The following is an 11,904-nucleotide window of genomic DNA, read 5'->3' as shown; positions in this document are numbered from 1 at the left end:
GCGGGGTGCCTCCCCCAAGCTCTCAACTTCGTTCGAGCAGGGGGGACCCCCATCGCCCACCCGTGCCGCCTGGGGGTCCCCCCTGCTCGAAGAGCTTGGGGGAGGCACGACTGCCTGCAGTTACGACAGCTACTGGCTTGCGGCTCCTAATCCGCCAGGCGTCGTGCCAGTTCCGTCAGTTCCTCTGCCCGTAGTACCCGCCCCCCGAAGCCCGGGAGTGGGACGTGGAGGGTTTCGGTCCAGCGGGTCGGGACCGCGTCGATGCCGTACACCGCGCCGGCCAGGCCACCGGTGACGGCCGCCACGGTGTCCGTGTCGCCGCCGAGGTCGACGGCCGTGCGTATCGCTTCCTCGTACGTGGACGTGGTCCGCAGGGCCCAGACGGCCGAGCCCAGGCAGGGCCAGACGGCGCCGTTGAACTCCGTGGCCAGGTCGGGGTGCCAGTCGGGTGCGAGGACGTCCGCGTACCGGACCCGGTGATCGGGGTGGACCTGCCGCAGCGCCTCCGGTACGGCGTCCAGCGGGTCGCCGCCGTCCAGGCCGACCCGCACCAGCTCGTGGAAGAGCGCGGTCCCCTCCCATGCCGCCCGGTCCCCGTGCGTGAGGGCGGAGATGCGCCGGGCGGCGTCCATGGTGCCGTCCCGCCCGAGGCCCGCGAAGTGCACGGCGGACGGCGCGGCCCGCATCAGCGCTCCGTTTCCGGCGCCGCGCTGGCTGCTCTGGAAGTGCAGCGCGGCCGCCGTGTCCCACGGGTCGCCGCTGCCCAGCACCGCCTCGGTCTGCAGCCCGATGTCCTTGGGGTCGGCGGCCGCCCACCGCTGGAAGCGCCGGAACAGGTCGGGCAGTCGGAGCCCGCCGCACTCCAGCAGGGACTCGGCGACCAGCACGGCCATCTGCGTGTCGTCGGTCGCCTCGCCGGGGTCCCAGCCGCCGCCTCCGCACATCTCGCCGCCCTGTCCCGGTTTCGGGAAGCGGGCGGAGAAGGCCCCCTCGGGGCCGAACTCGAAGGGCGCGCCCAGGGCGTCGCCGACCGCGGAGCCGATCACTGCGCCGATGGCGCGTTCGATGCGCGGAGACTCGGTCATCCGGGCAGACTAAGGCCCTCCGGTTACGGTCAGGTGCGCGCCGCCTCCGGATGTGTGCGGACCCAGCCCTCCCACGCCGAGGTGATCATGTCCTCGACGTCGTGCTTGGCCTGCCAGCCCAGCTCAATGGCGATACGGTCGGCGGAGGCGACGACCCGGGCCGGATCGCCGGGGCGGCGCGGGGTGACCGTCGGGGGACGGTGGTAGCCGGTGACCGCGTTGATGCGGTCGATCATCTCCCGGACCGAAACCCCCGTCCCCGCGGCCGATGTTGAGGGTCAGATCGTGGCCGGCCGAGGACTGCAGGGCGCGGGCCACGGTCACATGGGCCTCGGCCAGGTCCACCACGTGGATGTAGTCCCGCACACAGGTGCCGTCCGGGGTCGGGTAGTCGTCGCCGAAGATGCGCGGGGCCAGGTTCTCCGTGAGCTTCTCGAACACCATCGGGATGAGGTTGGAGACGCCCTCGTCGGCCAGTTCCGGGGCGGCCGCGCCAGCCACGTTGAAGTAGCGGAGCGAGGCCGTGGACAGCCCGGTCGCCCGGCCGGTGGCGCGGACCAGCCACTCACCCGCCAGCTTCGTCTCGCCGTACGGCGACAGGGGCACGCACGGCGTCTCCTCCCGCACCAGGTCGACGTCCGGCATGCCGTACACGGCCGCGGAGGACGAGAACACGAACGAGGGCACCTCCGCCGCCGTCACCGCCTCCAGGAGGACCCGCAGACCCTCCACGTTCTCCCGGTAGTACTCCAGCGGGTGGTCCATCGACTCGCCCACCTGCTTCTTCGCCGCGAGATGCACGACACCGGTGACGGAGTGCTCGGCGAGGGCGCGCGCCAGCCGGTCTCCGTCCAGCGTCGACCCCGCCACCAGGGGGACTCCGTCGGGCACGCGCTCGGCGAGGCCGGTGGACAGGTCGTCGTACACCACCGTCCGCTCACCCGCCTCGGCCATCGCCCGTACGACATGTGCCCCGATGTAGCCGGCGCCGCCGGTGATCAGCCAGGTCATGTGCGGCCGTCCCCTCGTAGAGTGACCCGATCGGAACTCAGTGAAGCAGGCGCCGCAGCCTTCCGCGGGCCACGGCCACGACCCCCCGTGTCCCGGCTGCCACGCGCAGTGCCAGCGCCCCCGAGTGCGTGGCGTACGGCTGTACGAGCAGTACACCGTGCCGGGCGCTCGGAACGGCGCGTCGGCGCAGCAGACCGGCGCCCGCGACCGCGTGCGCCGTGACGTCCCGGTGCACGCCGTGGGCGAAGCGCAGCCGCAGCCGCAGATCCCAGGTGCCCGTGCCGAGGGCGTCGAGTTCGAGGGGCACCTCCGCCGACCATGTGCCGTCGTGGGACGGGACGAGTGGGGACGTGCAGGAGAGGGACGTGCGGCCGTCCTCCCGTCCCCGCCACTCCACCTCCACCGCCTCCGGGCCCGCCTGTGCCACCCGCCCGTACAGCTCGTGCAGGCGCAGCCGCAGGCGGGTGGCACGCGCGCGTGGGCGCAGTTCCGCGTCGACGGCCAGGGGGAGGAGGTGGACGGGGCGGGTCAGAAGGGGAGCCAGGGTGACCTGGGGGAGGGTGTCGGACCAGACGGGGGTGCCGTCGGAGGAGCGGGCGTAGGGAGGGCACAGCCGGGCCGGGCGGGCGGCCAGGTCCCTCAGACGGGGGAGGTCGCGTGGTTCGGCGGACTCCAGGACGACCCGGGCGAGCAGCCGGCCGGGGGCGGCGTTGTCGAGCTCCCAGTCCGTCGCGTCGTAGCGCGCGAGATACGCCCGGGTGTGCGCCCACCACGCGCGCCGGTAGTGCGCGTCGTGCAACCCCAGCTCGCGCGCGTACATGCGCAGTTCGTGGTCGAGGAACTTGGCGCGCGCCGCCCGTGCCAACTCCTTCTGCCCGGCGCCCAGCAGGATGTCGTACGCCAGCGCGCAGGCCCGCGTGCGCGCCTGCCAGTTGTCGACGGCGGACCGGTCCAGGGAGAGCGAGAGCCGGTCGGCGGTGCGGCGCACGTGCCACACGTACACCGGGTCCGGCACCAGGGCGATGCGCGGCCCGGCGGCCAGCACGCGCGCGGTGAAGACGAAGTCCTCGTAGAGGAAGCGGCCTTCGGGGAAGCGGATGCCGTGCTCGCGCAGAAAGCCGGTGCGGTAGAGCTTGTTGACGCAGAGGGTGTCGCGGACGAGCCGGGGGCGCAGGGAAGGGCGTGCGACGACCGAGTGCGCCCGGTACAGCGCCGGCTGCCACGGGCGCTCGCGCCCCGAGGGGAGCTCACGGCGCACGCACAGCCCGCCGGTCACCTCGGCGTGCGTCCCGGTCGCGGCCATGAGCAGGGCGTCCACCGCGCCCGGCGGCAGTACGTCGTCGCTGTCCAGGAACATCACGTACGGCGCCGTCACCGCGTCGAGGCCGGTGTTGCGCGGGCTGCCGCAGCCCCCGCTGTTGACCCGTCGGCGCACCACCGTCAGCCGCGGCTCCCCGGCGGCCAGTTCCGCAAGCAATTCGGCGCTGCCGTCCGTGGAGCAGTCGTCCACGGCGACGACCTCCCGCACGGCGGGCCCTTGCGCGAGCGCCGAGCGCACCGCGTCCCTCACATGGGCGGCGTCGTTGTAGCCGATGACGACGACGCCCGCGTGAGGGGCGCGGTGCGAGGCATCCGGAGGGGCGGACATGTGTGCCAACTCCCGTCAGGGCGCGCTCAGCGCTCGATGCGCGAGCCGGCCGGAGCCGGAGCGTGGCTCGGTCATCGGCGCGGGACCTCCGGCCGGAGGTCGTGCGGAGCGCCACAGCCGGACGAAGGACAGCACGGCGGCGGCCGCCAGCAGACCGTTGCGGACGAGCATCAGCAGACAGCCCGTCCAGGTGCAGCCCACGACCTCGGCGTACAGCGTGGGGTACGCCACCGCGCTCACCGCGGTCGCCGCCAGCACCAGCACGGCGACCGGCCGCTGGACGGTGTGCCGCGAGGTCAGACAGACGGCGGCCAGACCGACCAGCCAGATCATGTACTGCGGGCTGATGACCCGGCTGGTGACCGTGAACAGCAGGACGGCGCACAGCGCGGCGTCGAACGGTGTCGCCTCGGTCCAGTGCCGGGCCCGCACCCGCCACAGCAGCAGGAGCGCGAAGGCGGCCGCCGTGAGTGCGAGGGAGGCGGTCGCCACGGCGGAGACGTACGGGCCGACGAGTTCGATCGCGCCGTACTGGTAGCGGGCCCTGCCCGGCCAGCCGGCGTGCCGCGCCAGGCTGAGTGCCGTACCGCCCAACGACTCGATCTGCACGCCCCGGTTGCCCTGTTGCCGCAGAAAGGCCAATGGATTGTTGAACGAGACGACGAAGAGCCCCAGCGAAGCGGCCCCGGTCACGCCCGCCCACGTCCACGCGGAGCGCGTCGCGGGCCCTCTGGGCGTCCCCAGCAGCACCAGCGCGGGCCACACCTTCACCAGGGCGCCCAGCGCCGCGAACGCCCCGCACACGCGCGTGGAGCGCGACATCGTCAACAGGGAGAGGACGGCGAGGGCGGTCACCTGCACGTCGTACCGGGCGAGCGGGAGGTGCAGCAGCAGCGGCAGCCCGCCGATCCACAGGGCGGCCCCGAGCAGGCTGCGCCCGGGCCGCGTGCCCGCGCGGGCCAGCGCCGCCGTGACCAGCGCGTCGGCGGTCAGCGTGAGGACCACGAAGGCCTGGAAGTACGTCAGGTCCGGGAGCAGTCCGGGCGACAGCAGCACCGCGCCCGCGCCCGGCGGGTACTGCCACAGCGTGTCGTGCGCCGGGAAGGAGCCGTGGGACAGGGTTTCGTACCAGTGGAAGTACAGTCGCCACACCTCGCGCGCCACCGCGCCCCGGCCGAGCACGGGCTCGGTGTTGTGGGCGAGCAGCCACAGCATCAGGGCGCGGGTGGCGAACCAGGAGACGGCCAGGGACGCGAGGGGAGAGTGACGGCGGTTCATCACCCCGGAGCGTAAGCCGCGCGGATGGTGTAATAGTGCTGATACGCCGTCAATACCCGGCAAAGGTTGGCTAATCGCACAAGATCGGGCCGTGGTGAACATGGGGCCCCCGCTCAAACCGCCGTTGGACCCGGCGCGGAAACGGCTGCCGAGAGCACGGTCGGCACCGCCGGCGAATCCGTCGCCGGGCCGTGTCGTCCGCCGTGCCGAGGCACTGGCCGTGGCCGTCCCCGTGGCCGTGATGACCCTAATCGGGCTGTGGGGGCTCGACCGCGGCGCCATGTGGCGCGACGAGGCCGTCACCTTTCAGGTCGCACGGCGCACGGTGCCGCAGATCTGGCGGCTGCTGCACGGCGTGGACGCGGTGCACGGCCTGTACTACCTGCTCATGCACGCCGTCCTCGCCCCGCACCCCGGCGAGGTCCTGCTCCGGCTCCCGTCGGTGTGCGGCGCGGCGGCGACCGCGGGCCTGGTCGCCGCGCTCGGCGCCCGGCTGGTCCGGCCGCGGGTCGGGCTGTGGGCCGGCCTGCTGTACGCCATCACCCCGATGGCCGGCCACTACGCGCAGGAAGGCCGCTCGTACGCGCTGGTCGCGGCCGGTGCGACGGGCGCGACCCTGCTGCTCGTACGGGCCGTCACGGCGGGCGGCCGGTCCTGGTGGACGTACGGCGCGGTCCTCGGCGTCACCTGCTGGCTGCACGAACTCGCGGTCCTGCTGCTCCTCGCCCACGCGGTGACGCTCGCGCTCGCGCGGGTGCGCGGGCGGGTGTGGCGGGGCTGGGGCTGCGCGGCCGGCGCCGTCGCCCTGACGCTGCTCCCCATGGTGGCCGTCTCGCACGCCCAGTCGGCACAGCTCGCGTGGCTCACCGAGCCGACGCTGGAGAGCGCACAGGACCTGCTGCGGGCCTTCGCCGGGCCGACGTCGCAGGTGTACTGGACCTGCCTGGTGTTCGCCGTGATCGGGATGACCCGGCTGGCCGGGCGGCGCGGCGAGGTGACCTGCGCGGGCATCGCGCTGCCCCTGGCGGTGGTGCCGCCGGTGACGCTGATGCTCGCCTCGCAGTCCGCGCCGCTCTACGTCGACCGGTATGTGCTCTACGCGCTCGCGGGGGCGCCGCTGCTGATCGCGACCGGCGCCGATCGGGTGGCCGTGGCGCTGGCACGGCTGTGGACCGGTTCACCCTTTCGGGTGCGATCCGGCTCCTCGTTCCTCACTCTCACGGGTGTCCTCGCCATCGCCCTCGCCTTTACCCACCAGCTGCCCCTGCTCCGCGACGACCGCCTTCCGCGCCACCGCCCCGACGACCTGGCCGCCGTCTCCGTGGTCGCCTCCCACGAACTCCGGCCGGGAGACCCGGTGTTGTTCCTGCCCTCGCACGCGCGTGGCGCGGCACTGACGTATCCGGCGGGATTCCGGGGCACGCGGGACGTGGCGCTGGCGGTGGGGGCGCCCGAGTCGGGGACGCTGTACGGCACCGAGGTGGACGCGCACCTCCTGCGGCGCCGGCTGGCCGGGCTCGACCGGGTGTGGGTGGTCGCCGAGCGGTACATGCTCGACGCGCCCCGCCGGCCGCGCAATCCCGTGGAGCGGGTCAAACTCGACGTCCTGAACGGGCAGTTCGCGGTCGGCGCGGAGACGGTGCGGAACCGGGTGGCGATCCGGCTGTACGTCCGCCGCCACCTCGCTACGGGGAGTCCGGTGCGCCCTCCAGCGCGGCCGAGTCCAGGGCGGTCGTGAGCCGGTCGAGGCGGTCCCGCAGGTCGTTGATCTCGTCGATCCCGAAACCGGTCGAGGCGGCGATGCGACGCGGCACCTGCAGCGCCCGCTCGCGCAGCGCCGCGCCCTCGTCGGTCAGCCGCACATCCACCGAGCGCTCGTCGCGCACGCTGCGCTCCCGCCGTACCAGACCGGCCCCCTCCAGCCGCTTCACCAGCGGTGACAGCGTGCCGGAGTCCAGGCGCAGGTGTTCGCCGAGCTTCTTGACCGGCAGGTCGCCGTGCTCCCACAGCACCAGCATCACCAGGTACTGCGGATAGGTGAGCCCGAGGTCCTTGAGGACCACGCGGTAGACGCCGTTGAAGGCGCGGGACGCGGCGTGCAGGGAGAAGCAGATCTGGCGGTCCAGGCGGAGCCAGTCGGCCTCGGCGGCGGGAGCGGGCGTGGCGGTCATGGGTCCAGGGTAGCTCTGCCTCGCCATTCAGTTGCGTACAACTTAATTGTGTGCTCTACTTGTGGTCGTGAGGGCGGCCGGACCAGAGCCGCCGGAACGTGACTTCGAGAGGGATGGTCTTCCATGGACGCGCTCTACACCGCTGTCGCCACCGCCACCCACGGCCGGGACGGCCGTGCCGTCTCCTCCGACGGCCGGGTCGACCTCAAGCTGGCCCCGCCGGTGGAGCTGGGCGGCAACGGCGAGGGCACCAACCCGGAGCAGCTCTTCGCCGCCGGTTACGCCGCCTGCTTCGGCAGCGCGCTGGGCCTGGTCGGCCGCGCGGCCAAGGTGGACGTCAGCGACGCCGCCGTCACCGCCGAGGTCGGCATCGGCAAGCAGGGCGAGGGCTTCGCGCTGAAGGTCACCCTGCGCATCGAGCTGCCCGACACCGTGGACGAGGCGACCGGCCGCAAGCTCGTCGAGCAGGCCCACCAGGTCTGCCCCTACTCCAACGCCACCCGCGGCAACATCGAGGTCACCCTCGTCATCGAGTGACACCTCACCCCTGAACGACCCGCGCCGGGCGCCTCCCCGTCCGGTCGGCACCAGACACCGCCCGCCTCCTCGGGCACACCGCGCCGGCGCGTGAGCGGCCGCCGGCGCACTCGGTGCCGACGGACGAGAGCGAGACGCCCGGCGCGGGCCGACGAGGGCAGCGGCAGGCACGGACCCCGGCCCGCCGCGGCACCTGTCACTCCGGCCGAGCCCGGCGCCCCGTACCCCGGCCGAGCCCACCTGCCCTTCACCCCACCGGGTGAACCTGGCGCTCGCCTGCCCCGGCGCACCGCGCCGACGCACCCGGTGACGCGGACGACAGCGAGACGCCCGGCGCGGGCCGACGAGGGCAGCGGCAGGCACGGACCCGGCCCCGGCCCGTCGCGGCACCCGTCACTCCGGCCGAGCCCGGCCGCCCCGTACCCCGGCCGAGCCCGGCCGCCCCGTACCCCGGCCGAGCCCGGCCGCCTTCACCCCACCGGGTGACCTGGCGTTCGCCCACCCCGGGCGCACCACGTCGGCGCACCCGGTGCCGACGGACGAGAGCGAGGCGCCCGGAGCGGGCCGATGCGGGCAGCGGCAGGCACGGACCCGGCCCCGGCCCGTTGCGGCACCCGTCACTCCGGCCGAGCCTGGCCGCCCCGTACCCCTGGCTGAGCCCACCTGCCCTTCACCCCACCGGGTGAACCTGGCGCTCGCTCTTCCCCTGTGCCGGCAGCGTCGGCCGGTGGTGTGTGAGGGGCTCCAGCAGCAGCGGCATCCCGAGCACGGGCAGCAGCCAGGCCAGCACGATCAGCCGCTCGCCCCAGACGGTGATGTCGGGATGCGCGGCCTGGGTGAGGATCCCGGTGAACGCGGCCGCCAGCAGGAAACAGCCGAACGCGGGCCGCCTCAGCGCGCCCCACGCCCCGGCCGCCAGCGTCGTCAGGAGCAGTGGCGCCATGAACTGCCGCCGTACCCACTCGATCCAGAAGCTCGACTCCAGATGCAGGAACTCCGGCCACGGATGCGCGCGGTCCGGCCGGCGGTAGTGGTCGGTCAGCAGGTCCTGGAGGCTGTCCGACTCGGAGGGGTAGTGCAGCAGCCGCGCCAGCAGGACCGTGCCGAGCGCCGCGCACCAGCCCGCCACGGCGATCACCACGATCCCTCGCCCCACGGCACGCCCCCGCCACCGGCGCCGTACCGCGACCGCCGTGGCCGCCGCGCCCAGGCACAGCCCCAGGAACAGCGACTGCGAGTGCTTCACGGCGAAGAGCGCGAGCAGACAGCCGGCGACCAGTGCCGTCCCGGCCCGGGGCCGGCGGTTCAGGGCCAGCGCGCAGCCCCACACCGCCCCCAGGGTCAGCGCCAGCATCAGCCCCTCGGCCATCGGGCGCATGGCCGTCGTACCGCACGGCAGGACGTAGTACAGGGCCTGGCCGCTCAGCGCGAGCGGTAGCGGCACGGCCAGGGTGCGCAGGATCAGGAACGCGAGGACCCCGCCCGCGGCCGTGACGAGCACACTCGCCAGCCACACGCCCCAGGTCACGCCGAACACCGTGACGAACGGCACCAGGAACAGCGGATATCCGGGCCGCACCTCGAAGATCCGCTTCAGGCGCGGGGCGTTGAACGGCGCGATGTGCCCGTCCGTCTGCCCGGCCCGCAGCCGCCGGTCCACCAGCCCCAGCTGGTCCGCCTCGCACTGCGCGACCACCCGCCGGGTGGGGCTCGGCCCATGGAAGCGCACCACGTTCACGCTCTGGTTGCGGCGCGCGAGGGACGCCCGGCCGGCGCAGACCCAGTCGACGGTGGCCGAGGCCGCCGCCCGCTTGCTCTCGCCCGTCAGATTCAGCGCGTACGACACATAGTTCCTGGAGTCGGGCGTGTCCCGGCCGGTGACGTTCGCGAGCTGGAGCACCGCGAAGACGGCGGCCAGGACCAGGACCCAGATGCGCGGCCGCATGGTGCGCGGCCTCATGTGGCGGCCAGCAGGTCGTGGCCGGCGGCCGGCCCCGGCACCCGCGCGGCGTCCGGCCCCGGCACGCTCTCCCCGAGCAGCAGGGTCCGTACCACCCGCTCGGCCGCCCGCCCGTCGTCGAACTCGCAGAACCGCGCCCGGAACTGAGCCCGCAGCCGCGCCGACTCCTCGTCCCGCCACGACCCGGAGGTGAACAGCCACGCCAGCTCCCGGTAGGAGCGCGACACATGGCCCGGCGCCTCCGCCGTGATGTCGAGATAGGCACCCCGGCTCGCCGTGTACGCGTCCCAGTCGTCGGCGTGGACCACGATCGGCCGGTCGAGGTTGGCGTAGTCGAACATCAGGGCCGAGTAGTCGGTGACCAGCACGTCGGAGGCGAGCATGACCTCCTCGACCTGCGGCTCGTCCGTCGCGTCGACCACCACACCCCGGCGGTGCAGTTCGGCCAGGCCCATCCCGCGCGCGGGACCCGTCGCGAGGGTGGGGTGCAGCCGTACGACGAGGGTGCTGCCCTCGCCCAGGTCCGCCGCGAACCGGGCCAGGTCCACCCGGTCCACGTGGCCGCCCCGGCAGTAGTCGCGGCGGGTCGGCGCGTACAGCACGACCCGGTGGTCGTCCGGGATGCCGTACCGGAAGCGGAACGCGGCCCCGGCGTCCTCGGCCGGATCGACCAGTACGTCGTTGCGCGGGCTGCCGGTGCGCACCGAGGTGAAGTGGCAGGGGTAGGCCCGCTCCCACACCAGCTCGGAGTGGCGGTTGGCGACCAGGCTGTAGTCCCAGCGGTCCGCCCGGCGCAGCAGGAACGGCACGTCGACGCCGTGCCTGGCGCCCGGCTTGCCCAGCAGGTCGGCGCCCATGTACTTGAGCGGGGTGCCCTGGTGGGTGTGGATGTCGACGCTGCCGGGGCGTTTGGGCACGGTGGCGGGCCAGTTGGCGTTGCTGACGAAGAACTTCGCCCGCGCGGCGACGGCGTGGCAGCGCGGGGTGTCGAGGAGCACGTGCTCGACGTCCGGGGGCAGCTGGGCCGCCTGTTCCTCGTCCCGCACCACCCACACCCCCCGGATGTGCGGGGCGATCTCCCGTGCCTTGTGGTACACGGCCGCCGGGTCGCCGAGCACCCCGAGGTGCGAGAACGCCGAATACACGGCGAGATGAGGGTCGAGGGGGAGTTGGGAGTGAAGTCCGGACCAGCCCCGCTTGGCCCGGCCGGCCACCGCGCGGCGGACCTGGAGGCCCCGCCGCCCGAGCTCCCGCCCCGCCCGTCCGGACTGCCGCCTCACCACGTAGGCCGGGTACGAGCCCGTCAGCAGCGCGACCTCGCCGTCGACCCGCGCGTTCGCGGGCCTGTGCCGGCGGAACATCTCCGCCGTACGCCGGAAGAACTCGGCCCGGTCACCGGGCGGCAGCCGGTCCGGTTTGGCGAGGATGTCGAGACAGTGCTCGCCCATCTTGCGGTGCAGATAGGGCCGCCAGCTCCACAGCTCCGGATGGTCGTCGACGTACGCGAAGACCCGCGCGTACTGGTCGTGGACGTCGAAGTGCTTGCGGCTGGTGGTGGACAGGATGTTGCCCTGGCGGCGCTGCCGGTAGTTCAGGCAGATCCGGTCCAGGGCCGCGATCCGCCCGGCGCTGAGCATCACCGGGAAGGTCCAGGGCGTGTCCTCGTAGTAGCCGGGAGGGAAGCGGAAGCCGTTCAGTTCGACGAACTCCCGGCGGTAGACCTTGTTCCACACCACCATCAACAGGTCGAGGATCTCCGGGTGTTCGGCGGCCGTGAAGGTGCCGTCGCCCGCCTCGGTCAGCACATGGGCCAGGACGTTGCGGCGGGTCCCGCCCCACCAGTAGGTGCGTGCGTAGTCGAAGACCAGCACGTCCGGGTCGCCGGTCTCCTCCAGCCGGTCGGCCATGGCACGCAGCGCGCCGGGCGTGAGGGTGTCGTCGCTGTCGAGGAAGAGCAGGTACTCGCCGGTGGCGTGGGGGAGTCCGGCGTTGCGGGCGCGGCCGAGGCCGACGTTCTCCGGCAGGTGCAGCACCTTCACGCGCGGGTCGCGGGCCGCGTACTCGTCGAGGATCGCGCCGCAGCCGTCCGGCGAGCAGTCGTCCACGGCGATCAGCTCGATGTTGTGGAACGACTGCTCCAGGACCGAGTCGAGGCACTCGCGCAGGAAGCCCTGCACCTTGAAGCAGGGGACGATGACACTGAAGCGGGGCACG

At 73.5% G+C, this 11,904-nt stretch carries 8 protein-coding genes and 1 pseudogene; 2 read left to right on the top strand and 7 right to left on the bottom strand.

Going from position 1 to position 11,904, the window contains the following annotated elements; genetic code table 11:
* Nucleotides 1-146: 146 nt before the first annotated feature.
* The 4 genes and pseudogenes from AB0I54_RS10435 to AB0I54_RS10420 all read right to left on the bottom strand — a co-directional run bounded on the left by AB0I54_RS10435 (nt 147) and on the right by AB0I54_RS10420 (nt 5,022).
* Complete coding sequence (locus AB0I54_RS10435) at nt 147-1,085, bottom strand: ADP-ribosylglycohydrolase family protein (RefSeq protein WP_363295491.1); 939 nt, start codon at nt 1,083-1,085, stop codon at nt 147-149.
* Between the two features lie 29 nt (nt 1,086-1,114).
* A pseudogene (gene galE, locus AB0I54_RS10430) lies at nt 1,115-2,096 on the bottom strand (UDP-glucose 4-epimerase GalE).
* A 37-nt stretch (nt 2,097-2,133) separates the two neighbouring features.
* Nucleotides 2,134-3,744 (bottom strand): glycosyltransferase family A protein, encoded by a 1,611-nt coding sequence (locus tag AB0I54_RS10425; RefSeq protein WP_363295490.1) that lies wholly within the window; start codon nt 3,742-3,744, stop codon nt 2,134-2,136.
* 15 nt (nt 3,745-3,759) lie between these two features.
* On the bottom strand, nt 3,760-5,022 hold the full coding sequence (locus AB0I54_RS10420) for a glycosyltransferase family 87 protein (protein ID WP_363295489.1): 1,263 nt from the start codon (nt 5,020-5,022) through the stop codon (nt 3,760-3,762).
* A 241-nt stretch (nt 5,023-5,263) separates the two neighbouring features.
* Here AB0I54_RS10420 and AB0I54_RS10415 point away from each other — a divergent pair, with 241 nt between their 5' ends.
* Nucleotides 5,264-6,760: a glycosyltransferase family 39 protein gene (locus AB0I54_RS10415; RefSeq protein WP_363295488.1), complete on the top strand. Its 1,497-nt coding sequence runs from the start codon at nt 5,264-5,266 to the stop codon at nt 6,758-6,760.
* Here AB0I54_RS10415 and AB0I54_RS10410 read toward each other — a convergent pair.
* On the bottom strand, nt 6,708-7,193 hold the full coding sequence (locus AB0I54_RS10410) for a MarR family transcriptional regulator (RefSeq protein ID WP_363295487.1): 486 nt from the start codon (nt 7,191-7,193) through the stop codon (nt 6,708-6,710). The two genes, AB0I54_RS10415 and AB0I54_RS10410, sit on opposite strands and share 53 nt — an antisense overlap.
* Before the next feature lie 123 nt (nt 7,194-7,316).
* Here AB0I54_RS10410 and AB0I54_RS10405 point away from each other — a divergent pair, with 123 nt between their 5' ends.
* Nucleotides 7,317-7,730, top strand: a complete 414-nt coding sequence (locus AB0I54_RS10405; protein WP_363295486.1) for an organic hydroperoxide resistance protein — start codon at nt 7,317-7,319, stop codon at nt 7,728-7,730.
* A 670-nt stretch (nt 7,731-8,400) separates the two neighbouring features.
* Here the strand turns inward: AB0I54_RS10405 and AB0I54_RS10400 are convergent.
* Both AB0I54_RS10400 and AB0I54_RS10395 read right to left on the bottom strand, forming a co-directional pair.
* Entirely contained in the window at nt 8,401-9,675 is a 1,275-nt protein-coding gene (locus tag AB0I54_RS10400) for a hypothetical protein (RefSeq protein WP_363295485.1), read from the bottom strand.
* Between the two features lie 11 nt (nt 9,676-9,686).
* Nucleotides 9,687-11,903, bottom strand: a complete 2,217-nt coding sequence (locus tag AB0I54_RS10395) for a bifunctional glycosyltransferase family 2 protein/CDP-glycerol:glycerophosphate glycerophosphotransferase (RefSeq protein ID WP_363295484.1) — start codon at nt 11,901-11,903, stop codon at nt 9,687-9,689.
* Nucleotide 11,904: the final 1 nt, after the last annotated feature.

This window comes from Streptomyces sp. NPDC050625 (genome assembly GCF_040654755.1).
Taxonomy (GTDB): domain Bacteria; phylum Actinomycetota; class Actinomycetes; order Streptomycetales; family Streptomycetaceae; genus Streptomyces.
The sequence above is the reverse complement of the archived record's forward strand: the minus strand, read 5'-3'. Positions and strand labels throughout refer to the sequence as shown.

Bases quoted from the DNA above. Each gene is read 5' to 3' on its own strand.
- AB0I54_RS10435 (WP_363295491.1), bottom strand. From the start codon at position 1,085: ATGACCGAGTCTCCGCGCATCGAACGCGCCATCGGCGCAGTGATCGGC.
- AB0I54_RS10425 (WP_363295490.1), bottom strand. From the start codon at position 3,744: ATGTCCGCCCCTCCGGATGCCTCGCACCGCGCCCCTCACGCGGGCGTC.
- AB0I54_RS10420 (WP_363295489.1), bottom strand. From the start codon at position 5,022: ATGAACCGCCGTCACTCTCCCCTCGCGTCCCTGGCCGTCTCCTGGTTC.
- AB0I54_RS10415 (WP_363295488.1), top strand. From the start codon at position 5,264: ATGACCCTAATCGGGCTGTGGGGGCTCGACCGCGGCGCCATGTGGCGC.
- AB0I54_RS10410 (WP_363295487.1), bottom strand. From the start codon at position 7,193: ATGACCGCCACGCCCGCTCCCGCCGCCGAGGCCGACTGGCTCCGCCTG.
- AB0I54_RS10405 (WP_363295486.1), top strand. From the start codon at position 7,317: ATGGACGCGCTCTACACCGCTGTCGCCACCGCCACCCACGGCCGGGAC.
- AB0I54_RS10400 (WP_363295485.1), bottom strand. From the start codon at position 9,675: ATGCGGCCGCGCATCTGGGTCCTGGTCCTGGCCGCCGTCTTCGCGGTG.